Origin of the sequence: Falsiroseomonas frigidaquae (genome assembly GCF_012163145.1) — a bacterium.
GTDB lineage: Bacteria > Pseudomonadota > Alphaproteobacteria > Acetobacterales > Acetobacteraceae > Falsiroseomonas > Falsiroseomonas frigidaquae.
This window is the reverse complement of record NZ_JAAVTX010000002.1, coordinates 329810-353291: the sequence shown is the minus strand read 5'-3', so window position 1 is coordinate 353291 and position 23482 is coordinate 329810. Positions and strand designations below refer to the sequence as shown.

Annotated in this window: 19 protein-coding genes; 3 read left to right on the top strand and 16 right to left on the bottom strand. The window is 70.2% G+C overall.

Annotated features, from left to right (window positions below):
- Positions 1 to 182 precede the first annotated feature (182 nt).
- Entirely contained in the window at positions 183 to 1502 is a 1320-nt protein-coding gene (locus tag HB662_RS06015) for a nucleotide sugar dehydrogenase (protein WP_168048236.1), read from the top strand.
- 24 nt (positions 1503 to 1526) lie between these two features.
- On the opposite strand, the gene HB662_RS06010 is transcribed toward HB662_RS06015, so the two are convergent.
- Positions 1527 to 2690, bottom strand: a complete 1164-nt coding sequence (locus HB662_RS06010; protein ID WP_168048234.1) for an MFS transporter — start codon at positions 2688 to 2690, stop codon at positions 1527 to 1529.
- A gap of 149 nt (positions 2691 to 2839) precedes the next feature.
- Between HB662_RS06010 and HB662_RS06005 the strand changes: the two genes are divergently transcribed.
- On the top strand, positions 2840 to 3748 hold the full coding sequence (locus HB662_RS06005) for a LysR substrate-binding domain-containing protein (protein ID WP_168049368.1): 909 nt from the start codon (positions 2840 to 2842) through the stop codon (positions 3746 to 3748).
- Between the two features lie 193 nt (positions 3749 to 3941).
- Here HB662_RS06005 and groL read toward each other — a convergent pair whose 3' ends face one another.
- From groL to HB662_RS05985, 4 genes are all read right to left on the bottom strand, one after another.
- A complete protein-coding gene (gene groL, locus HB662_RS06000; protein ID WP_168048231.1) occupies positions 3942 to 5543 on the bottom strand; it encodes a chaperonin GroEL in 1602 nt (533 codons plus the stop codon).
- Positions 5544 to 5696: 153 nt separating this feature from the next.
- Positions 5697 to 5987 carry a co-chaperone GroES gene (locus HB662_RS05995; protein ID WP_168048229.1) on the bottom strand — a complete coding sequence of 97 codons (291 nt, stop codon included), beginning with the start codon at positions 5985 to 5987 and terminating at the stop codon, positions 5697 to 5699.
- 134 nt (positions 5988 to 6121) lie between these two features.
- Positions 6122 to 6847, bottom strand: a complete 726-nt coding sequence (locus tag HB662_RS05990; protein WP_168048227.1) for an N-formylglutamate amidohydrolase — start codon at positions 6845 to 6847, stop codon at positions 6122 to 6124.
- Entirely contained in the window at positions 6844 to 7653 is an 810-nt protein-coding gene (locus HB662_RS05985; protein WP_168048225.1) for a transglutaminase domain-containing protein, read from the bottom strand. The genes HB662_RS05990 and HB662_RS05985 overlap by 4 nt, the downstream gene beginning before the upstream one ends.
- 222 nt (positions 7654 to 7875) lie before the next feature.
- Here HB662_RS05985 and HB662_RS05980 point away from each other — a divergent pair, with 222 nt between their 5' ends.
- On the top strand, positions 7876 to 8943 hold the full coding sequence (locus tag HB662_RS05980) for a GlxA family transcriptional regulator (RefSeq protein WP_168048223.1): 1068 nt from the start codon (positions 7876 to 7878) through the stop codon (positions 8941 to 8943).
- A gap of 14 nt (positions 8944 to 8957) precedes the next feature.
- Here HB662_RS05980 and HB662_RS05975 read toward each other — a convergent pair whose 3' ends face one another.
- From HB662_RS05975 to HB662_RS05925, 11 genes are all read right to left on the bottom strand, one after another.
- A complete protein-coding gene (locus HB662_RS05975) occupies positions 8958 to 9902 on the bottom strand; it encodes a ring-cleaving dioxygenase (protein ID WP_171970218.1) in 945 nt (314 codons plus the stop codon).
- Between the two features lie 76 nt (positions 9903 to 9978).
- Positions 9979 to 10566, bottom strand: a complete 588-nt coding sequence (locus HB662_RS05970; protein ID WP_168048219.1) for an amino acid synthesis family protein — start codon at positions 10564 to 10566, stop codon at positions 9979 to 9981.
- Positions 10563 to 11405: a UPF0280 family protein gene (locus HB662_RS05965; protein WP_342449454.1), complete on the bottom strand. Its 843-nt coding sequence runs from the start codon at positions 11403 to 11405 to the stop codon at positions 10563 to 10565. The genes HB662_RS05970 and HB662_RS05965 overlap by 4 nt, the downstream gene beginning before the upstream one ends.
- A gap of 10 nt (positions 11406 to 11415) precedes the next feature.
- On the bottom strand, positions 11416 to 12912 hold the full coding sequence (locus tag HB662_RS05960; RefSeq protein ID WP_168048215.1) for a 6-hydroxynicotinate reductase: 1497 nt from the start codon (positions 12910 to 12912) through the stop codon (positions 11416 to 11418).
- The gene (locus HB662_RS05955; RefSeq protein ID WP_168048213.1) at positions 12909 to 15596 is read right to left on the bottom strand and encodes a molybdopterin-dependent oxidoreductase; all 2688 of its coding nucleotides are present in this window, start codon (positions 15594 to 15596) and stop codon (positions 12909 to 12911) included. The genes HB662_RS05960 and HB662_RS05955 overlap by 4 nt, the downstream gene beginning before the upstream one ends.
- Positions 15593 to 16435 carry an FAD binding domain-containing protein gene (locus HB662_RS05950; RefSeq protein WP_209443133.1) on the bottom strand — a complete coding sequence of 281 codons (843 nt, stop codon included), beginning with the start codon at positions 16433 to 16435 and terminating at the stop codon, positions 15593 to 15595. The genes HB662_RS05955 and HB662_RS05950 overlap by 4 nt, the downstream gene beginning before the upstream one ends.
- Positions 16432 to 18105, bottom strand: a complete 1674-nt coding sequence (locus HB662_RS05945; RefSeq protein ID WP_168048211.1) for a hydantoinase B/oxoprolinase family protein — start codon at positions 18103 to 18105, stop codon at positions 16432 to 16434. Before HB662_RS05945 ends, HB662_RS05950 begins: the two co-directional genes overlap by 4 nt.
- On the bottom strand, positions 18102 to 20132 hold the full coding sequence (locus HB662_RS05940) for a hydantoinase/oxoprolinase family protein (RefSeq protein WP_168048209.1): 2031 nt from the start codon (positions 20130 to 20132) through the stop codon (positions 18102 to 18104). Before HB662_RS05940 ends, HB662_RS05945 begins: the two co-directional genes overlap by 4 nt.
- 3 nt (positions 20133 to 20135) lie before the next feature.
- Complete coding sequence (locus HB662_RS05935) at positions 20136 to 20849, bottom strand: ABC transporter ATP-binding protein (protein WP_168048207.1); 714 nt, start codon at positions 20847 to 20849, stop codon at positions 20136 to 20138.
- Positions 20842 to 21624 carry an ABC transporter ATP-binding protein gene (locus HB662_RS05930; protein WP_168048205.1) on the bottom strand — a complete coding sequence of 261 codons (783 nt, stop codon included), beginning with the start codon at positions 21622 to 21624 and terminating at the stop codon, positions 20842 to 20844. Before HB662_RS05930 ends, HB662_RS05935 begins: the two co-directional genes overlap by 8 nt.
- On the bottom strand, positions 21621 to 23474 hold the full coding sequence (locus HB662_RS05925) for an ABC transporter permease (protein WP_168048203.1): 1854 nt from the start codon (positions 23472 to 23474) through the stop codon (positions 21621 to 21623). The genes HB662_RS05930 and HB662_RS05925 overlap by 4 nt, the downstream gene beginning before the upstream one ends.
- Between the last annotated feature and the right edge of the window lie 8 nt (positions 23475 to 23482).

The window sequence follows — 23482 nt, the reverse complement described above, 5'->3', positions numbered from 1 at the left end:
CGTCCGGCACGCGCACCCCCATCGGTTGGCTGGCGGCGGCGGTCTAGCCGCCGGGCGCCGCCACGTCCAGCATGTGCTGCCCCGGGGTCTCCGCGACATCACGCAATGCTGCGCCGCAGCAGGGTTTGATCAAGGGGGGAGCACCGGGTAAACGACACTTCCCCAACGCAACGGAGTGGCGCGTGCGGATTGCGATGATCGGGGCCGGCTATGTCGGCCTGGTGTCTGGCGCCTGCTTCGCCGAATTCGGCATGCAGGTTCATGTGGTCGATGCCGAGCCGAGCAAGATCACGGCATTGAAGGAAGGCCGGATCCCGATCTACGAGCCGGGGCTGGATGCGCTGGTGGCGGATAATGTCCGCGACGGCCGCCTGGAATTCGGCACCAGCCTGGATGCCGCGATGGAGGGCGCCGATGCGGTGTTCCTCGCCGTTGGCACCCCCTCCCGCCGCGGCGACGGGCATGCGGACCTGTCCTACGTCTTTGCCGCCGCGGAGCAGGTGGCGCGTGCGGCCAAGGCGCCGATCGTGCTGGTGACCAAATCCACCGTGCCGGTCGGCACCGGCCGCAAGATCAAGGAGATCGTCTCCCGCATCCGTCCGGACCTGGAGATCTCGGTCGCCTCGAACCCGGAATTCCTGCGCGAGGGCAATGCCATCGGCGACTTCATGCGGCCGGACCGCGTCGTCGTCGGCACCGAGGACGGCCCGGTGGGGGAACGCGCGCGGGAGCTGCTGCGCCGGATCTACCGCCCGCTGTTCCTGATGGAGACGCCGATCGTCAACACCTCGCTGGAGACGGCGGAGCTGACGAAGTATGCGGCGAACGCCTTCCTGGCGATGAAGATCTCCTTCATCAACGAGATCGCGGATCTCTGTGAGCGGGTCGGCGCCGATGTGCATGACGTGGCCCGCGGCGTCGGGCTGGATGGCCGCATCGGCCGCAAGTTCCTGCACCCCGGCCCAGGCTATGGCGGGTCCTGCTTCCCGAAGGACACCCTGGCGGTGGCCCGCACGGCGCGCGACTACGACAGCCCGCTGACGCTGATCGAGACGACCATCGCCATCAACGATGCCCGCAAGGGCCAGATGGCGGACCGCATCATCGCGGCCTGTGGCGGCAGCATCGCCGGCAAGACCATCGCCGTGCTCGGCCTGGCCTTCAAGCCGGAGACCGACGACATGCGCGATGCGCCGTCGCTGGTGGTGGTGCCGCGGCTGGTGGAGGCCGGCGCCACGGTGCGCGCCTATGACCCGGTGGCGATGGACCACGCCAAGGCCATGCTGCCGGAGGGCGTGATCTATGCCACCGGCGCGCTGGATGCGGCCGCCGGCGCCGATGCGCTGGTGGTGCTGACGGAGTGGAACGAGTTCCGCGCCCTGTCGCCGCAGACCCTGAAGAAGGCGATGCGCGGCACGGTGCTGGAGGATCTCCGCAACGTCTATGAGCCGCAGACGATGCGCGAGGCCGGGTTCAGCTACCGGTCCATCGGCCGGCCATAGTCGAGGCCGGCCGCGGGCTATCCATCAGGCGGCGCGCCGGTCCAGCGCGCCGCTCACCAGCGTCAGCCCCAGCGCGCCGGCGACGAAGATGGAGCCGACCCAGGGCGTGGCGCCCAGGCCGAGCGCGGAGGCCACCACCTGCCCGCCGGCCCAGGCGCCGATGGCGATCCCCAGGTTGAAGGCCGCGATGTTGAGCGCGGAGGCGACATCCACCGCCCCCGGCGCATGGCGCTGCGCCAGCTGCACCACGTAGAGCTGCAGCCCCGGCACATTGGCGAAGGCCAGCGCGCCCATGCCGGCCAGCGTCACCAGCGCCGGCACCTGGAACGGCGCGGTGAAGGCGAAGGCCAGCAGCACCAGCGCCTGCAGCCCGAACAGCCAGGCCAGCGTGACGATCGGGTTGCGGTTCGCCATGCGCCCGCCGACCACATTGCCCACCGCGATGGCCAGCCCGTACAGCACCAGGATCAGGCTGACCGCGCCTTCCCCGAAGCCGGTGATGTCCTGCAGGATCGGCGACAGGAAGGTGAAGGCGACGAAGGTGCCGCCATAGCCCAGCGCGGTGATGGCGAAGGCCAGCAGCAGCCGCGGCTGCGCCAGCACCTTGGCCTGGTCCCAGAGCCCCGCCGCCGGCTTCGTCGCGATGTTGCGCGGCAGCAGCAGCGCGATGCCCGCCGCGCCGACCACGCCGAGTAGCGCCACCGCCAGGAAGGTCGCCCGCCAGCCGAAATGCTGGCCGATCCAGGTGCCCAGCGGCACGCCGGTGACCAGCGCGATGGTCAGCCCCGAGAACATCATGGCGATTGCCGAGGCCCGCCGGTCCGGCGCCACCAGATCCGCCGCGATGATCGCGCCGACCGAGAAGAACACGCCATGCGCGAAGGCGGACAGCACGCGGGCGACCAGCAGGGCCTCGTAGGTCGGGCTCAGCCCGGCGGCCAGGTTGCCGGCGACGAACAGCCCCATCAGCCCGAGCAGCAGCGCCTTGCGCGGCAGCCGCCCGGCCAGCGCGGTCAGTACCGGCGCGCCGAAGGTGACGCCCAGCGCATAGACGCTGACGATCAGACCGGCCGCCGGCAGGCTCACGGCGAGGTCCGCGGCCACGGTGGGAAGCAGCCCGACGATGACGAATTCGGTGGTGCCGATGGCATAAGCGCTGATCGCCAGCGCCCAGAGCGCCAAGGGCATGGCTTGCCACGCCGGCAACACGGAAGAGGAGGACGACATGGGTGGAAGCTCCGCGAAAAAAGGTTGCGCGGCAGATGCGCCCCTCGTCGGACTTCCGGAATACGCCGGCCGGTCGCATCATCCTGTCCCTGAATGACAAGGTACGGCGGATGAGCGACAACCGGGCCTGGGAAATGCGGGTCTTCCTGCGCGTCGCCGCCACCGGCAGCTTCAGCGCTGCGGGGCGCGAGCTGAGCCTCACCGCCTCCTCCACCGCCAAGCTGATCACCCGCATCGAGCAGCGGCTCGGCATCCGCCTGGTCGAACGCTCAACCCGCCGGTTGCGGCTGACGCCGGAGGGCGAATTATACCGGGAGCGGGCGGAAGCGCTGGTGGGGGAGCTGGAGGCGCTGGATGCGGAACTCGCCGGCGGTGCGGCGGCGCCGAGCGGCAGCATCCGCATCAATGTCTCGGTTCCCTTCGGCCGGCACCTGCTGTTGCCGCTGCTGCCGGATTTCACCCGGGCCTTCCCGCGCATCCGGCTCGACCTGACGCTGACGGATGAGGTCGTGGACCTTTATGCCGCGCAGGCCGACATCGCTTTCCGCGCCGGGGCGCTGGGGGATTCGAGCCTGCTGGCGGTGAAGCTGGGCGATGTCCGCCGTCGCATCGTCGCCTCCCCCGCCTACCTGGCGGCGCGCGGCGTGCCGCTGGCGGCGGGCGACCTGGCGCGGCATGACTGCCTCGGCTTCAACTTCCGCCGCGCTGCCGCCGTCTGGCCGCTGCGCTCCGGTGGCCGGTTGACGGACCGGGAGGTGCAGGGACCGATCCTCGCCAATAATGGCGAGACGGTCCGGCACCTCGCCTTGCTGGGCCTCGGCCTGGCAAGGCTTGCCGAGTATCACGTGCGGGCCGATGTCCGTGCCGGGCGGCTGGTTACCGTGCTGGACGAGGCGGTGGTGGACAGCGAGGCCTTCCACGCCCTTTATCTCGGCCGTCAGCGCACGCCGCGCCGCATCGCCGCCTTCCTGGATTTCTGCACGCCGCGGCTGCGGGCGCTGCTGGCAGAGGGGCTGTGAGCCACTCGTCCCGCCGAGCTCAGCTCGAGATTGCGGTCGGGCGCTTCCGTGTCATCCTCAGCGATAGAGGATGGCTCATGGTCCAGCCAGCCAGCAAGCCATGTGCCGGCACCGGGGGAGATCCCGGGCCGGCGGCATGGCCCTCAGCGTTTCGGCCGCGCGAGGGGGTCGCCCCCGCCGCGCGGCCGATGCCTCAGCCTTCGGACTCGTCCGGCTCGGCGGCCGTGCAGACCATGGCTTCGGTCGTCATCAGCAGGCCCGCGACGGAAGCCGCGTGCTGCAGGGCGGCGCGTACCACCTTGGTCGGGTCGATGATGCCGGCTGCGACCAGGTCCTTGTGCTCGCCGGCCTGGGCGTCGTAGCCCCAGTTCGGGTCCGGGTTGCGCAGCACGTCACCGGCCACCACGGCACCATCCTCGCCGGCATTGGTGGCGATCTGCCGCAGGGGTGCGGACACCGCGCGGCGGACGATCTCGATACCGAACTTCTGGTCGGCATCCTCGGCGTTCAGGCTCGCCAGGATCAGGCTGGCGCGCAGCAGCGCGACGCCGCCACCGGGGACGATGCCTTCCTCGACCGCGGCGCGGGTCGCATGCAGCGCGTCCTCGACGCGGTCCTTGCGTTCCTTCACCTCGACCTCGGTGTTGCCGCCGACCTTGATGACAGCGACGCCGCCGGCCAGCTTCGCCAGCCGTTCCTGCAGCTTCTCCTTGTCGTAGTCCGAGGTGGTATCATCGATCTGCGCCTTGATCTGGGCGATGCGCGCCTGGATCGCATCCTTCTCGCCGGCACCATCGACGATGGTGGTGGTTTCCTTCTCGATCCGCACGCGCTTGGCGGTGCCGAGCATCTCGAGCGTCACGTTCTCCAGCTTCATGCCGAGATCCTCGGAGATCACCTGCGCGCCGGTCAGCGCCGCGATGTCCTCGAGCATCGCCTTGCGACGGTCACCGAAGCCCGGCGCCTTCACGGCGGCGACCTTCAGCCCGCCACGCAGCTTGTTCACCACCAGCGTCGCCAGCGTCTCGCCCTCGATATCCTCGGCGATGATCAGCAGCGGGCGGGAGGATTGCGCGACGGCTTCCAGCAGCGGCAGGAAGGTCTGCAGCGCGGAGAGCTTCTTCTCGCAGATCAGGATGTAGGGGGCTTCCAGCTCGACCGCCATCTTCTCCGCATTGGTGACGAAGTAGGGCGAGAGATAGCCGCGGTCGAACTGCATGCCATCGACGATCTCCAGCTCGGTGGCGGCGATCTTGCCTTCCTCGATGCTGATGACGCCTTCCTTGCCGACCTTGGTCATCGCTTCCGCGATCATCCGGCCGATCTCGGCCTCGCCATTGGCGGAGACGGTGCCGACCTGGGCGATCTCGGCCTCGCTGGAAATCGGGCGGCTGCGCGCGGCAAGCTCCGCCACCAGCGCGACCACGGCGGCATCGACGCCGCGCTTGAGGCCCATCGGGCTCATGCCGGCGGCAACCGCCTGCATGCCTTCGCGGGCGATGGCCTGCGCCAGGACGATGGCGGTGGTGGTGCCGTCACCGGCGATGTCCTTGGTCTTGGACGCCACTTCCCGCACCAGCTGCGCGCCCATGTTCTCCATGCGGTCGGGCAGCTCGATCTCCATGGCGACGGAGACGCCGTCCTTGGTGATGCGCGGCGCGCCCCAGCTCTTGGCCAGCAGCACGTTGCGGCCCTTGGGGCCGAGCGTGACCTTCACGGCCTGGGCGAGGGTATCCACGCCGCGCAGCATCCGCTTGCGGGCATCGGCGCCGAAGCGCACGTCTTTGGCTGGCATTTTTCGAATTCCTTGTCGGGCGCATGGCCCAGGCATGAGAGGCACGGCTTGGCGGCCCTGCGGCCGCCGCGGGCATCCAGGCGGCCCTGCGGCCGCTCGTATCCAGGCGGCCCTGCGGCCGCGGGCATCCAGGCGGCCCTGCGGCCGCGGGCATCACGCCTTCAGGACGCCCAGCAGGTCTGATTCCTTCAGGATCAACAGGTCTTCCCCGTCGATCTTGACCTCGGTGCCGGACCATTTGCCGAACAGCACGCGGTCGCCGGCCTTCACGTCGAGCGGCACCAGGTGGCCATTGGCGTGGATCGCGCCCGGGCCGGCGGCGACGATCTCGCCTTCCTGCGGCTTCTCCTGGGCGGTGTCGGGAATGATGATCCCGCCGGCGGTCTTTTCCTCGGCCGCGACGCGGCGCAGCAGGACGCGGTCCTGCAGGAGGCGGAAGCTCATGATGGGGCTCTTTCGGGGGATGTCGCGCCCCGTATCGGGGCAGCCGCGCGGGCTGGCACTCGGCCCCGAGGAGTGCCAGTGATATCGGCCCGCCGGAGGTTTGGTGCAAGGCCAAACCGTCCGGGCGGACGGTTTCAGCCGATCGCGGCGTCCAGGATGGGCGCCAGGCGCCGCGCCCAGGCCTCGATCCCGGCCGGATCGGCCAGCAGGTCCTGCCGTACCTCAAGCAATGCGGCCGGGATGCCGCGGGCATCGCCATGCACCGGCACGGTGTAGTCCTCGGCCAGCTCGATCCTGTAGGGCTCGTTGTCGCCCACCGTCAGCGCCGGGTCCTGGCGCAGGCCCGCGATCAGCGCGGCGCCGAAGCCGGTGGCCTCGCCATACAGCACGCCGGCCTGCCAGGGGCGCGGCACGCCGCGGAAGACCGGGGTGAAGCTGTGCACGCCGAGCAGGAAGCGTGTCGGGCGCGCATCCAGGAAACGCGCGATGCGATGCTGGAAGGGCCAGAAATAGTCATCCTGGCGCTGCGCCACCTCTGCCGCGGTCAGGCCGTGGTTGCCCGGGATGTCCGTCGCCTCGCTGCGGAGCGGGATGCTGCTGGGCACGCCGGGCGGGCGGTTGCAGTCGATCAGAAGTCGCGAATAGCCGGACAGGAACAGCGGCGCATCCAGCAGCGCCGCAAGACGCCCGGCCAGCGCCGCCGCGCCGATGTCCCAGGCGATGTGGCGACGCAATTCCTCGGGTGGCAGGCCCAGCGCGTTGTACCGCGCCGGGATGTGGTTGCTGGCGTGCTCGCACACCAGCACCAGGGGGGACGTGCCGCCGTCGTTCACGACGCTGACGGCGGGCGGGTCACTCAAGCCGGCACCTCATCCGTGAAGACCTGGAAGTCGGTCATGGTGCATTGGCCGAAGGTGGTGGTGATGGCGACATCCGTCGCATCCCGGCCGCGCGCCATCAGGATGCGGCCGATGCGCGGGGTGTTGTTGCGCGCATCGAAGGTGTGCCACGCGCCGTCCAGATACACCTCGAACCAGGCGGCGAAATCCATCGGGCCATAGGGCGGCGGCATGCCGATGTCGCCGAGATAGCCGGTGCAGTAGCGCGCCGGAATATTGACGCAGCGGCACAGCGTGACGGCCAGATGCGCGAAGTCCCGGCAGACGCCGACCTGTTCGCGATGTGCGTCATGCGCGCTGCGGGTGGCGCTGGCCTTCATGTAGTCGAATTTGATGTGGTTGTGCGCGTAGTCGCAGATGGCCTGCACCCGCGCCCAGCCTTCCGGTCCCTGGCCGAACTGCGCCCAGGCGAAATCGCCCAGCTTGTCCGTGTCGCAGTAGCGGCTGCCCAGCAGGTAGACCAGCGCGTCATCCGGCAGGTCCTCCACCTTGTGCTGGCGCGCATAGGGCAGCAGCGGGTCCGGCCGCCCGGTGTCCTGCACCAGCAGCTTGGTCGAGATCACCAGCCGCCCGGTGGGGGCGACGATGCGCGTGCAGGTGTTCCCGAAGCCGTCCCGGTAATGCCGGGCCGGGATCGCCGGCTCGAAGTTGACCTGATGCGGCCCGATCAGGTCCGGGGTGCGGGAGGGATGGGGGCTGATCATCAGCAGCATCGGGGTCGGCTGTGGGCATTCGTAGGTGATCTGGCAGCCGGCGCTGATGCGCATGGCGAACTCCTTATCTGAAAGGCTGGATCTGAAAGGCTGGATCTGAAAGGCTGGATCTGAAAGGCCGGGTCTGGAAGGCGGGTGGCTTCAAGGGCGGGGACTCGAAGCCGCGAGGGTCGAGACGCAATGACGTGAACGGAATGAATTCGTGCGGGTTCCCGGGTTTCGGGCGCAGCCGTTGGTGGACACGGAAAGGGCGGGCCGCCACCATGGCGTGTCCCGATGACAAGCACGCCAACCAGCCGCTTCCCCACCTCCGGACCGCCAGACCCACGCGGGCCGGTGGCGCGTGACGGTCTGGGATTGCGGCCCGCCGCGGCACCGCTGCGGATCGGCTTCGTCCTGATAGCCGGATTTCCGATGCTGACCTATGCCTGTTCGGTTGAGCCCTTCCGGGCCGCCAACGACCTGGCCGGGGTGACGCTTTACCGCTGGGTGCACATCTCGCCCGATGGCCTGCCGGTGCGGGCTTCCAACGGCGTGTCGATCGTGGCGGAACAGGGCACGGACCGGCCCGGCGAGGTGGACGCCCTGTTCATCTGCGCCGGCGGCAACCCGGCTGCCTTCGAGGATCCCGCCACCCTCGCCTGGCTGCGCGCCGAGGCGGCGCGCGGCATCCGCGTCGGCGGTGTCTCCGGCGGTCCCTACATCCTGGCTCGCGCCGGGCTGCTGGCCGGGTATCGCTGCACCGCGCACTGGGAATACATTCCGGCGATGGCGGAACGCTTCCCCAGCCTGACCCTGACCCGGTCGCTGTATGAGGTGGACCGGGACCGCTGCACCTCCTCCGGCGGCACCGCGGCGCTCGATATGATGGTGGCGCTGATCGAGGCCGCGCATGGCCGTGCCCTGGCCCGCGCGGTCGCCGACTGGTTCCTGCACACCAGGCCGCGCGCGGGGGATGAGCCGCAGCGGATGAGCCTGCGGGAGCGCTACGACACCGGCCACCCCAGCCTGCTGGCGGTGCTGGAGCAGATGGAGCGCGCCATCGAGGACCCGCTGCCGCGCGACGCGCTGGCGGAACGCGCCGGGCTTTCGGTGCGGCAGCTGGAACGGCTGTTCCGCAGCCATCTCGGTCGAACCATCGGGGCGCATTACCTCGGCCTGCGGCTGGACCATGCCAGGCGGCTGCTGCAACAGACTGCGCTTTCGGTGCTGGAGGTGGCGATGGCCAGCGGCTTCGTCAGCGCGGCGCATTTCTCCCGCGCCTATGCCGCGCGCTTCGGCCGCCCGCCACGCCTGGACCGGGGCGGGGCGGGACGCGCGGCGCGGGCGGGGAAAGGCCCCTGAACCGGGCATCGCGCCTATAGCGGCTTCAGCCCGCGCTCGATCTCGGCGCGGCGCGGCTCCAGGAAGGGCGGCAGGGCCAGGCGCTCGCCCAGGCTCTCCATCGGCTCATCGGTCGCGAAGCCGGGGCCATCGGTGGCGATCTCGTAGAGGATGCCGTTCGGCTCCCGCGTGTAGAGGCTGCGGAAGTAGAAGCGATCGACCGGGCCGGAGGAGGGGATGCGCAGGCGCTGCAGCCGCTCCACCCAGCCCTCATACTCCTCATCCCGCACCCGGAAGGCGACATGGTGCACGCCGCCGGCGCCCGGCTGGGCCTGCGGCAGGTGGGGTTCGACCCGCACATGCAGCTCCGCCGCCGGGCCGCCCTCGCCCATCTCGAAGATGTGGATGCGGCTGCGTGCATCATCCGGCGCGGCGTGCTCGCCGGCCGGGCGCATCGCCATCACATGCGTCAGGAACAGTGCGGTGGGGCCGAGGTCCGGCACGCTGATGGTGATGGGGCCGAGGCCGCGGATCTGCCGCTCGGCCGGCACCGTGCTGCGGTCCCAGGGGTGGAAGGGGCCGGTGCCGCCATCATCCAGCAGGGTCAGGCGCTGGCCCTCCGGATCCTCGAAATCCAGCACCTGGCGGCCCGCCAGTTCATGCACCTGGCCGTGCTTCACGCCATGTTCCGCGAAGCGCGCCGCCCACCAGGCGAGCGTCCCGTCCCCCGCGACGCGCAGCGCCGTGCCGGTGATGGCATGCGTGCCGCGCTGTTCCGGCCCCACCGGCCAGTCGAAGAAGGTGAGGTCGGTGCCCGGGCTGGCGGCGCCATCGGCGTAGAACAGGTGATAGGCGCTGACGTCGTCCTGATTCACCGTCTTCTTCACCAGCCGCATGCCGAGGATGCGGGTGTAGAAATCATGGTTGCCCGGCGCATCGGCCGAGACCGCGGTCAGGTGGTGGATTCCGTGGAGTTGCATCGTCAATTCCTTCGCCTGGACCCTGCTGATCCACATTCTGCCACGAATGACGCGGCATGCGGGGGCGGGTTGCCTCTCAGCGCTGCCCGTCCCAGGCGCTGATCGCATCCTGCACCAGCCCGCCGACGCGGGCATGCGGGCGGCCGCCGGTGGTCATCGCCAGCGCGAACAGGATTTCGTCCGGCCGCGGCGCGTCCGGCACGGTTGCGGTGATGCCGTCGAAATGGCTGCGGACATAGGCGGCGTTGCGGTGGTGGATCGGCAGGTCCAGCACGGCGCCCATCGGCCCGACCTTGGTCATCGACGGCACGATGGACAGCGCCTGGCCCAGCAGCCCCCGCATCGCATAGCCGCCGGCGACATGCCACAGCGCGCCATGCTCCAACTCCCCGGCCGCACCGACCAGGCCGCCCTTGCCGTAGGCCTCGATCCTGGCGGAGTCGCCGCCGAGGCCGGCGAGCAGCTTCTCCGCCACCATCAGGCCGATCGGCTTCATCGCCTCCATCATCCACATCAGCTCCGGCTCGTGGCGCCCGGCGAAGGGGTTGCGGAGGATCACGGCGCACCAGCCCTTGAGCAGAGGGGTGGCGAGGCGTGGGCCGCCATCGTGGTTGATCTCCTCCACGCAGAGCACGGTCTTCCGGATGTCGAGCGTCTGGGTCATGGGCTTGGGGCCTTCAGCAGAAGGGAGGAGGCGCCGGCGAGGCGGATGCCGCCGCCGAGGCGCAGCGCGGCGGCACGGATCAGCCCGGCCTGGCAGCAGGTGTTCGCGAAGGCCGTGCCGGAGTCCAGCGCGGTCTCGACCTCCGCCTGGGTCAGCGGGCCGACCGCCACCGTCACCAGGCGCTCGCCCAGGTCGCTGTCGGGATCGAGCGCGGAGGCGGGGCGACGGGTGATGGCGGGGCTCGCCACATCCACCGCATTGGCGATCAGCGTCGCCGCCACATCCGCCGCGGCCGCCGTGCCGGCCAGCACGGTGACGGCATCGGCGATGCCGAGGGAGAAGGACCGGCCATGCCGGCCGGAGGTGGCGATGCCTCCGATGCCATCCGCCGCGCGCAGATGCAGCGCGCCATCGAAGCCGCCGCGCGGGTCCACCGCCAGGCCGATATCCAGCCCGTCGCCGGGCAGCACGGCGATATCCCCGCCATCATTGACGAAGGCGCGCGCCAGGTCCGGCGCGGCGGCGCGCATGGCCGCCAGCAGCGCATCCGCCACCGCGCCGGCGACGGCCGCCATCGGCGTGACGAAAAACCCGCGCGCGGCATAGGGCAGGCAGGCGGCATGCATCGCCCGCGCGATCTCGCCCTGCGGTGGCGCGGCGGGATCGGCCGCGCGGCGCAGCAGCGGCAATTCGGCGACGAGGTCGGGCAGCACGCGATCGAACCGCGCGACCGCCGCCGCCTCCGCCGCGGCGACGGAGGCGGGCGGCCCCCAGGCGCGCAGCACCACATCGATGGGGCCGTGCTGCAGATGCAGCCGGTCCTGCGTCAGGCGCTGCACCTGCGGCATCTCAGCCGGCGAAGGGCCAGGGATTGCCCGCCTGCCAGTCTTCGATGCGCAAGGCGGGGCCGAGATCGCGCAGCAGATCCTGCACCGGCACGATTTCCGAAACATGCCCGCCGAGGCGCTCATACAGCGCACGCGGCAGGGTGAATTCGATGGGCGCGACCAGGGCCGGCGTCGGCACATAGCCGAACGCGTTCTTCGGCAAGCGCAGCACATCCGCCATCACCGTGATGCCGCCGCCGGGCCAGAGATAGACGGGCGCGCCGCCCATCGTCACGCGCGTCTCGCCGGAGGCCACGCTGCGCGTCAGCAGCACGGGATTCTCCGTGACGCCCGCGCGCAGCGACCCACCGGCGCCCGCCATGAAGATGACGCTGCAGAGCGAGGGTTCGCAATTCTCCCCGATCCGCTCCACCACCTTGGCGACGCCGGGCGGCATCTCTGCCGGCACCGGGCGCAGCGCATCATCCAGCACGCACCACAGCGCATCCTCGCCGGTGGTGGAGGTCAGCAGCAGGCGCAGGCCGGGCCAGGCGGTCTTGGGGTCGATGCTCTCGATGATGGAAAGCGGGTCGCTGATATCCGTCCCGCCCCAGCCGAGGCCCGGATTCGCCACCTGGAAATAGCGCCCGGGCGTGGAGCGCCGCCCGCGCAGGCGGATGCCGGTGGGCTGCATGCCCAGCACCTTGCCCGCCTGGTGTTCGGAGAGCAGGCCGGTGATGTGGTCATCCACCACGATCACCTCATCCACCTGCCCAAGCCATTGCTGCGCGAAGATGCCGATGGTGGCGCTGCCGCAGCCGACGCGCATGCGCGCCTCCGCCTTGCCATCCACCAACGGCGCCTGGCCGGCCTGCACGCGCACGGCGTGGCCGCCATCGATGGTGAGCTCCACCGCCTCGCCGGCACACAGCTTCAGCAGCGTGTCGCAGGTGGTGGTGCCTTCCTTCTTGCTGCCGCCGGTAAGATGCCGCACGCCCCCGAGGGAGAGCATCTGGCTGCCATATTCGGCCGTGGTCACATGGCCCACCTGCTCGCCATTCGCGCGCACGGCGGCGGCTTCGGCGCCCAGGTGCCGGTCCGTGTCGATCTTCACCTTCACGCCGCAATAGCTGAAGATTCCCTCCGTCACGATGGTGACGGTATCCACCCCCGCATGCTGCGCGCCGACGATGAAGGGGGCGGGCTTGTAGTCCGGATAGGTGGTGCCGGCGCCGATGCCGGTGACGAAGGCGCGCGACGGATCGAGCAGCTGCCCGTCCCATCCACCCTCGGCGAAAGCGACGACAGGCCCACCCGCTTCGACGGCGCGCGCCAGCGTCACCGCCGGATCGGTGCGGACAAGCTGCCCATTGTCATTGGCATAGCGCGAACAGGCGCCGCTGCGGCCGGGGCGGATGCGGCAGAGCACGGGGCAGGCATCGCAGCGCACGATGCCCTGGTCGCCCTCCGCCGCGCCGAATTTCTGGGAACGTGCGGCGAGGCTGCCATGGTCGCTCATCGCATCTGCTCCCACAGGCGGTGCGGCAGCACGGGCACCTGGCGCATGGTGATGCCGGTGGCGTGGCGGATCGCGGAGAGGATGGCCGGCGCGGTCGGCACCAGCGCCGGCTCACCAACACCCTTGGCACCATAGGGGCCTTCGGGCTCCGGGTCCTCGATCAGATGCACCTCGATCTCCGGCACGTCGCCCACGGTCGGGATCAGGTAGTCGTGCAGGTTTTCCGTGCGGCCTGGCAGAAATTCCTCCATCAGCGCCAGGCCGAGGCCTTGTGCGATGCCGCCATGGATCTGGCCGAGCACCAGCGTGGGATTCACCGCGCGCCCGACATCCTGCGCGGCGACGATGCGCCGCACCTTCACGGTGCCGAGCGCGGTATCCACCGCGACCAGCGCGATCTGCGCGGCGAAGCCATAGGTGGCGTAGGGCGTACCCTGGCCATTCTCGTCGAGCGCCGTCGTCGGCGGGTCGTAGCGGCCTTCGGCTTCGAGGTCTGCGTCGAGCGTCGCCAGGTCGATCACCCGCGCGCTGCCGACACGCAGCTGCGTGCCCTCCAGCGCCAGCGCCGCATCCTCCCCCGCATTGGCCAGCGCAAGAATCCGCCGCCGCAGCGCCAGCCCGGTCTCCATCGCCGCGCGGCCACTGACAAAGGTCTGGCGGGAGGCGCTGGTCTTGCCCGCGTCGTAGGTGCGCGCCGTATCGCCCAGCACGAAGCGAAAGTTTTCCAGCGGCAGCCCCAGCGCATCGGCGCAGATCTGGGCCATGACGGTGGTGCTGCCCTGGCCGATATCGACCGCGCCGTTGAACAAGGTCAGCGTGCCATCGCGTGCAAGGGTGAGCTTCATGCGGGACGGGTTGGACATGCTGGTATTGCCGCAGCCATACCACATGCAGGCAATGCCGGCGCCGAGCTTCACGCGCGGTGCCGTCGCATTATGCGCCGCGACCTGCGCCAGCATCGCATCCCATTCCGGCTTCAGCGCATCCAGGCATTCCGGCAGCCCGGCCGAGGCATGCAGCACCTGGCCGCTATGCGTCGTGTCGCCGCGGCCGATGGCATTGCGGCGCCGGATTTCCCAGCGATCCAGGCCGAGCTGTTCCGCCAGATCATCCACCAGCGATTCCGTCGCGATCGCCGCCTGCGGCACACCGAAGCCACGAAAGGCGCCGGCGGGCGTGTCGTTGGTGTAGATGGCACGCGCGCGGTTGCGGAGGTTCGGGATGCGGTAGGGACCGCCGGCATGCACGGGCACGCGATTGGCGACCGTGGCGCCCCAGCTCGCATAGGCGCCGGTGTTGAAATCCGCGTCAAATTCGTAGCTGGTGAAGCGCCCCTCCGCATCGGCCGACATGCGCGCGGTGATGCTGGCCGGGTGGCGTTTGGTGGTGCTGGCCATGCTTTCGGCGCGGGAATAGACGATGCGCACCGGCCGGCCCAGCTTGCGCGCGGCCACCGCCAGCAGCGGCTGCACCGAGACATCCAGCTTGCCGCCAAAACCACCACCGCAGGCGCTGGGCCGGATGCGCACCGCCTCCTCCGCCACGCCGAGCACGCGCGCGGTTTCCTCGCGGTCCATATAGGGCGCCTGGGTGCAGGCGAAGACCTCCATGCCGATGCCGTCCGGTGCGGGCTGCGCGTAGCCGGCCTCGGGTTCGATATAGGCGTGCTCGACGAAGCCGGTGGTGAAGCGGCCTTCCGAATAAGCGACATCGCGTAGCGGCGTGCCGCGATTCAGCTTGCCCTCGATCAGCAGATTGCCGGGCGCATGCGCGTGCAGCTGCGGTGCATCCACCGCGCTGGCGGCGGCGGCGCCATGCAGCGCGGGCAGGGGGTGCCAGGTGAGCGGCAGCGCCGCATCGCGCACGGCCATCACGGCCTCCCGACTGCCCACCAGGCCGAGCACCGCCTCGCCCCGGAAGCGCACCAGGCCATCGGCCAGCACGGGCTGGTCCTTCAGATTCGGCATGATGCCGAAGCCGTTCACGCCCGGTACATCGGCGGCGGTGAGGATGGCCTCCAGCCCCAGCTCCCGCCGTGCGGCTTCCAGATCGCCGAGGGAAAAACGCGCGCTGGCATGCGGCGATCGTACCACGCGCAGCCACAGCGCATCGGCCGGCGCCTCATCCGCGCCGAAGCGATCCGTGCCGTCCAGCTTCGCCACGCCATCCAGCCGCGCGATGCCGGCGCCGACCGCCTCGCCCGCCGGCGGGGACGCCACGGCCCGCGGTGCCGCATCCAGCACGGCGTCCAGGATCTTCGCATAGCCGGTGCAGCGGCAGAGCACGCCGCCCAGCGCGTCCCGCACCGCCGCGCGATCCGGCGCCGCGTCGCGCAGCAGCAGATCCGCCGCCGCCATCAGCATGCCCGGCGAGCAGATGCCGCATTGCGCCGCGCCATGTGCCAGGAAGGCGGCGCGCAGCCGTGCCAGCACGGCGCCCAACTCGCCGTGAACCGCCTCCACCGTCTCCACCCGCGCGCCCTCCGCCTGGGCGGAGGGGATCAGGCAGGCGCAGGCCTGGGCGCCATCCACCAGCACGGTGCAGGCGCCGCAATCGCCGGCATTGCAGCCCTCCTTCGTGCCGGTCAGGCCGAGCCTTTCGCGCAGCGTATCCGACAGCGGCGCGAAGGGCGGCGCGGAGACGGTGCAGGGGCTGTCGTTCAGGGTGAAGGCGATCTCGATCATGCGCGCGCCTCCAGCAGGTCCTGCAACAGCACCAGCGCGGCGTCGCGGCGATAGGCGGCGCTGGCGCGGATGTCGTCGATCGGGCTCAGCGATTCCAGATGCTGCTTCCGCACCAGGCGTGCAGCCTCCGCACGCGGCGCGCTGAGCAGCGCCGCCTCCAGCCCCGGCAGCCGCTGCGCCACCGCCGAACAGGCGCCGAGCGCGATGCGCGCCGTGGTGATGCGTCCCGCCCCATCAGTCGCGATCACGCCGGCCGCCATGGCGATGGAGATCACCAGATAGTGCCGCGCGCCCAGCTTGCGGAAGCCGCCCTGCGCGCCTTCCAGCCGCGGCACATGCAGCGCCAGCACCAGCTCATCTGCCGCCAGTGCCGTGGCGCGATAGCCGGTGAGGAATGCCGCCGCCGGCAGCCGCCGCGTGCCGCGCGGCCCCGCGATTTCCACCGAGGCATCCAGGGCCAGCAGGTTCGGGATGCCATCGCCGGCCGGCGAGGCCGTAACCAGGTTGCCCACCAGCGTCGCGCGATTCTGCACCTGCCGCCCGCCGACTTCGCGCGCGGCCGCCTTCAACCCTTCGAAGATCGGCGGAAGCCTGGCCGCGATCAGCGCGGACCAGGTGACCAGGCAGCCGATGCGCCAGCCCTCCGCGGTCTCCTCGATGTCGCGCAGGTCGGGAATGGCGCTGAGGTCGAGCACATCCTTGTGCGTCGGGTCGCCCCAGGCGGCGCGCGCCGTGCGGGCGGGGAAGACATCCGTGCCGCCGGCCAGCACCGCAACCTCGAAGGCCGCGCGGATGGTCAGCGCGTCGGCCAGGGTGGTGGGGCGATGATAGGCGATCATCCCCACAGCGCCTTCGCCTGATCCGGCGTGTAGTAGCCGCGCCGCACATCCCGCGCGACCAGCGCCGGGTCGCGGTCGCGCGGATTTCCATAGCCACCGCCGCCCGGCGTCATCACCTCCACCCGGTCGCCCGCGCGCAGTTGCAAACCCTGGTCCTTCGACAGATGCAGCGGGATGGTGGTGCTGCCATTGCGGTGCAGTTTTACGATGTTTTTCCCGCCCTCGCCGCCGCCGAGCACGCCGGGCGGGCCGAAGCGGCCGTGGTCCATTACGAAGCTGGCCTTGGCCTCGCCGCGCAGCAGCTCCACCTCGTAATGCACGCCGAAGCCGCCGCGCTGCGCGCCGGCGCCGCCGGAGCCCTCATGGATCGCGAAACGCCTGAACAGGACGGGGTAGTACTGTTCCATCACCTCCACCGGCGCAGTCTTGCTGATGCCGATGGTGGAGCAGCCATTGGTCAGGCCATCGGCTTCGGCAGTGCCGCCATAGCCGCCGCCGGTGATCTGGTACATCACATAGCCGGCCTTGCGCGCCGGATCGAAGCCGCCGAGCGCGAAATTGCCGGAGGTGCCGGCAGGCGCCGCCCAGACCTCCGCCGGCAGCGCCTGCGCGACGGCGAGGAACACCGCCTCCGCAATCCGCTGCGAGACCTCCGCCGCACAGCCGGAGACCGGGCGCGGATAGCGCGCATCGAGGAAGGTGCCCTCCGGCCGGATCACGCGCAGCGGCGCGAAGGTGCCGGCATTGATCGGCACATCGGGGAAGATGTGCTTCATCGCGAGATAGACGGCGGAACAGGTGGTGGCCCAGACGGAATTCATCGGCCCCTGGCAGGGCGGCGAGGAATCACCCAGATCGAAGACCAGCTCATCGCCCTGGCGCGTGACGGTCAGCGCGATGCGCAGCGGCGCATCCACCACGCCATCCGAATCCACGAAAGTTTCCGAAACATAGACGCCATCGGGGATGCGCCGGATCTCGGCCAGCATGCGTTCCGCGGCGCGTGCGCGGATGCCGGCGATGGCCTCGCGCAGTGTCGCCAGGCCATATCGCGACACCATTTCGGAAAGCCGCGCCTCACCCACCAGCAGCGCCGCCGCCTGCGCCTTGATGTCGCCGATGCGCTGGTCCGCGACGCGGATATTGGACTGGATGATCGACAGGATTTCCCGGTCCAGCACGCCCTTCTTGAACAGTTTCACGGGCGGCAGGCGCAGGCCTTCCTGTTCGACTTCCGTCGCATGCGCGGAGAAGCCGCCGGGCACCATGCCGCCGATATCCGGCCAGTGGCCGGTGTTCTGCAGCCAGCAGAACAGCTCGCCCTCCACGAAGAAGGGCCGGCAGAAGCGCACATCCATCAGATGCGTGCCGCCGAGATAGGGGTCGTTGACGATGTAGATGTCGCCCGGCTCCGGTGCCGCCACCGCGCCCTCGCCGATCAGCCGCACCAGATGCGCGGCGGAATGCGCCATGGTGCCGACAAAGACCGGCAGGCCGAGTTCGCCCTGTGCGATCAGGGCGCCATCCTCCGCCGCATAGATGCCGTCCGAGCGGTCATCGGCTTCCGCAATCACCGGCGAGAAGGCAGCGCGGGAGAAGGTGATGTCCATCTCGTTGCAGACCTGCTGCAACCCGGCCTGGATCACGGCGAGCGTCAGGGCATCGATCATGGCTGCACCGTGATGCGGAGATTGCCGATGGCATCTACCACGGCTTCGGATCGCGGCTCCAGCACCGTCGTCGCATCCGCCTGCTGGATGATGGCGGGGCCGGCGATGCGCGCGCCCCCCGCCAGCCTTTCCCGCTGCCACACGGTGGCGCGGTGCCAGGCGCCCTCGGCGTAGAGATCGCGCTCCCCGACCCGCGCCTCACCCACGCGCGCGGCGGGGTCGAGCAGGGCGGAGAGGGGGAAGGCGCGGCGGCGGCCGATGACGGTGGTGGTCAGGTTCACCAGCACTGCGCGGATTTCGGGAAGCTGGACCTGGAAGCGGGCAAAGTAGGCGGACTCGAAGGCGGCCTGGATTTCGGCGCGGGTCATGTCGATGCGCGGCAGGGCGACGCGGATCAGATGCGTCTGGCCGCGGAACTGCATATCCGCGGCGTGCAGCACATCGGTCCGCTCGACCTCCGCGCTATCGGCGGTGACGACGGCCAAAGCGCGGTCGCGCTGCGCCGCCAGCGTCTGCGTGATCTCCTCGGCGGAGATATCGTCCAGGCCGCGATTCAGCGTGTTCACCGCATCCTGCCGCAGATCCGCCACCAGACAGCCCAGCGCATTGGTCAGGCCCGGCCGCGCGGGCACCAGCACCATCGGAATGCCGATCTCCCGCGCCAGCGCCACCGCATGCAGCGGCCCGGCGCCGCCGAAGGCAAACAGGCAGAAATCGCGCGGATCATGGCCGCGGGAGAGGGAGACCATGCGGATGGCGCCGCTCATATGCACATTGGCGAGCCGCAGCGTCGCCTCCGCCGCCTGTTCCAAGCTCATGCCGAGGGGGGCGCCAATCTGCGCTGCGAAGGCCGCGCGCACCGTCTCCATCGGCACCGCGTCGCGCACCGCCAGCAGCCGCGCGGGGTCGAGCCGGCCGAGCACCAGGTTCGCATCGGTGATGGTGGGCCGCGTGCCGCCGCGGCCAAAGCAGATCGGCCCGGGCAGGCTGCCCGCGCTTTCCGGCCCGACGCGAAACATGCCGGCGCGGTCGATGCCGGCGATGGAGCCGCCGCCGGCGCCGACCGTGCGCACATCGACCATCGGCAGGTGGATCGGCAGGCCGTAGGCGATGGAGAGTTCCGCCGAAACCTCCGGAACGCCGCCCGCGATCAGCGCGACATCGGTGGAGGTGCCGCCCATGTCATAGGTGATGGCGTTGCGCAGCCCGCTCTGGGCCAGCGTCGCCGCCGCGGCCATGACGCCGGAGGCGGGGCCGGACATGACGGTCTTCGCCGCCTGCCGCGCCACCAGCCTGGCGGGCACGGTGCCGCCATTGCCGTTCATCACCAGCAGCTCGCGCCGGTGGCCCTGCGCGGCGAGTTGCGATTGCAGCCGCGTGATGTAGCGGTCCAGCACCGGCTGCACGGCGGCATTCACCGCGGCCGTGGTGCCGCGTTCGTATTCGCGGAATTCCGAGAGCAGTTCGTGGCCCAGCGTGACGTAGTCGTTCGGCCAGAGGCTGCGCGCGATCTCTCCGGCGCGCCGTTCATGCGCCGGGTTGGCATAGGCGTGCAGGAAATGCACGACGAGCGCCTCGCAGCCCTCGGCCAGCAGTGCGCGCACCTCGCGCGCCACCGCATCCTCGTCCAGCGGTATCACCACGGCGCCGCGCGCATCCATCCGCTCCGCCACTTCGCGGCGCCATTCGCGCGGTACCAGCGGTTCGAATGTGCCCTTCAGCCCATAGGGATTCGGGCGCGTGCGGCGGCCGAGCTCCAGCACGTCCCGGAAGCCCGCGGTGGTGATCAGCCCGACCTTGGCAAGCTTGCGCTCCAGCACGGCATTGGTCGTCGCGGTGGTGCCGTGGATGATGAGGTCGAGCGCGGCCGGGGAACTGCCTGCTGCCGCGATCGCCGCCAGCACGCCATCCGCCTGGTTCGCGGTGGTGGTCGGCACCTTGGCGAGCCGCACGCGGCCATCGGCGTCCTGCAGCAGCAGGTCCGTGAAGGTGCCGCCGACATCGATGCCGGCCGTGATGCGGGACATGCGTCAGACCGTCAGATAGGTGGTGCGGATATGGTCGTCGGCTTCCAGCGCCGCCATGGTGCCGGCGAAGCGGATGCTGCCCTTCTCGATGACATAGGCGCGGTCGGAGACGGCGGCGGCGAAATCCAGGCTCTGTTCGGAGAGAAGCACGGCCAGCCCCTCCGCCTTCATGCGCAGCACGGCCTCCGCCATCAGCTCCACGATCACCGGCGCCAGGCCCTCCGAGGGTTCGTCGAGCAGCACGGCTTCGGGGTTGCCCATCAGCGTGCGGGCTATGGTCAGCATCTGCTGCTCTCCGCCCGACATGGCGGCAGCACGCCGTCCACGCATCTCGGCCAGGTTTGGGAAGATTTCGTACAGACGCTCGACGGTCCAGGCGGCGCGCGCGCCCTGCGCGGGGCGGCGGCCGACTTCCAGATTTTCCGCCACGGTGAGATCCGTAAAAATGCGCCGGTCCTCCGGCACATAGCCGAGGCCGGCGCGCGCGATCCGGTACGGGGCCCAGCCGGTGATGTCCTGGCCGGCGAAGCGCACCTGGCCGGCGCGGGGCGGCAGCATGCCCATGATGGCCTTCATGGTGGTGGATTTGCCGGCGCCGTTACGGCCCATCAGCGCCGCCACCTCGCCGCGTTCCAGCGTGAGGTCCACGCCGAACAGCACCTCCGCCGGGCCATAGCCGGCGGTCACGCCCGAAACCTCGAGAACGGCCTCAGCCATGCGCGCCTCGCCGCGCCCGCAGCGCCGCCTTGTGGCCGGACTGGCCGAGATAGACGCGCTGCACCTCGGGATTGGCACGAACTGATTCAGGAGAACCCTCCGCGATCACCTCGCCGCGGACCAGCACCAGGATGCGGTCGGCATGGGCGAAGACCGCGTCCATGTCGTGCTCCGTGAACAGCACGCCGATGCCTTTTCCACGCGCGATGCCGGCCGTGAGTTGCATCAGCGCGGCGCGTTCGCGCGGCGCCATGCCGGCGGTGGGCTCATCCATCAGTAGCAGTTTCGGTGCGGCGGCGAGCGCGATGGCGAGCTCCACGCGCTTCACATCGCCATAGGCCAGCTCCCCGATCGGACGGTCCGCCGCCTCCGCCATGCCGACCTGCGCCAGCAGGGCCAGCGCCTCCGCCCGATAGAGCGACGCCGCATCCGCCACCACATCCCGCGTGCGGCCGTGATGCGCGATCAGCGCCATCTGCACATTGCCGGCGACCGACATCGAAAGAAAAGTCTGCGCCACCTGGAAGGTGCGGCCGACGCCGAGCCGGCACACCTCGCGCGGCGGCAGGCCGGTGATGTCCCGGCCCGCCAGCAGCACGCGGCCGGAGCTCGGCGCCAACTGCCCGCCCACCATGTTGAAGGTGGTGGATTTGCCGGCGCCATTCGGGCCGATGATCGCCAGCATCTCGCCCGCCGCCAGGGCGAAGGAGACGTCCTTCGCCGCGACGACGCCGCCGAAGCGCTTGTTCAGCCCCTCCGCCGCCAGCAGCGTCATGCGCGCCTCCGCAGAGCGCCATAGGCACCGGACAGGCCGCGCGGAAAAATCAGCACCAGGGCGATGATGGAGGCGCCGAGGAAGAACCGCCAATGGTCCGTCAGCGGCATGAAGAAGTCCTTGATGGTGTGGAAGGCCGCGGCGCCGGCGACCGCGCCCATCACCGTCTGCATGCCGCCCAGCAGCAGCATCGCCAGGAAGTCGATGGACATCGGGATCGCCAGCAGCGTCGGGTCGATCGAGCCCTTGGAGAAGGCATAGAGCCCGCCCGCCAGCCCCGCCGCCGCGCCCGCCAGGGTGAAGGCCAGCCAGCGATGCATCCGCACATCAATGCCGATGGCATCCGCCCGCTGTTCCGAATCCCGTGCCGCCCGCAGCGTGGCGCCGAAGGGCGCGTAGATCACGTGCCGCAGCGCCGCGATGCCGAGGATGCAGCAGCCGGCGACGAGATAATGAAACACCTCCCGCGACCGCGCCCAGGCGGAGGGCCAGACGCCGACCACGCCATTGTCGCCGCCGGTCACCTCCACCCATTGGAAGCAGACCGCATAGGCGATCTGCGCAAAGGCCAGCGTCAGCATCGCCAGGTAGATGCCGGTCAGCCGGACTACGAAGAAGCCGAACAGCGCTGCGAAGGCGGCGCCGGCCAGCGGGGCGGCGATCAGCGCCGGTTCCATCGCGAAGCCGCCCTTCGTCACCAGCAGCCCGGCCGCATAGGCGCCGAGGCCGAAATAGGCGGCATGGCCGAAGGAGACGATGCCGCCATTGCCGACGAGAAAATTCAGCGAGAAGGCGGCGAGCGCGAAGATCAGCACCTCCGTCGCCACTTTCACCGTATAGGCGTCGCCGAAGACCGGCACGGCGAGCGTCGCCGCCAGCACCACGGCCAGGATCACCTTCTCCCACAGCCCGAAGCGCGGGGTGGCCAGGATGCCTTCCGGCAGCGCCGCGCGGCCCGCTGCCGGTTCGGGTCGGCCGAGCAGCCCCCAGGGCTTCACCACCAGCACCACCGCCATCAGCAGGAAGACCAGCACCAGCGTGATCTTCGGGAAGATCAGCACGCCGAAGGAATTCAACTGCCCGATGATCACCGCGGCCAGGAAGGCGCCGGGCACGGACCCCATGCCGCCGATCACGGTGACGACGAAAGCCTCCGTGATGATCGACAGGTCCATCTGCGAATTCGCGGAGACACGCGGAATCTGCAGCGCGCCGCCCAGCCCCGCCAGGAAGGCGCCGAGGAACAGAGTGCCGGTGAACAGCAGCGCCTGGTTCACGCCGAGCGCCCCCACCATCTCCCGGTCCCGCGTTGCCGCGCGGATCAGGATGCCGAAGCGCGTCCTGTGCATCAGCAGCCACAGCAGGCCGAGCACGGCCGGCCCGACGCAGATCAGGAACAGCTCATAGGCCGGGAAGCGCTGGCCGAGGATCTCCACGCCATGGCGCAAGCCGGGCGCGCGCGGCCCGGGGATTTCCACCGGCCCCCAGATCCACAGCACCGCATCCTGCACCATCAGCACCACGCCGAATGTGGCCAGCAGCTGGAACAGTTCTGGTACTTTGTAGAGCCGCCGCAGCAGCAGAACCTCCATCACCACGCCGAGCACGCCCACCACGGCGGCCGAGACCAGCACCCCCGTGAAGAACAGCAGCGGCGACCGGTCGAAATCCAGCAGCCAGGGCACCACCGTCACCGCCATATAGGCGCCGAGCATGTAGAAGCTGCCATGCGCGAAATTGACGATGCGGGTGACGCCGAAGACCAGCGTCAGCCCCGACGCGATGACGAAAAGCGAGGAGGCGCTGGCCAGTCCCGAAAGGGACTGGACCACCAGGAATCCGAAATCCATGCGCCGCG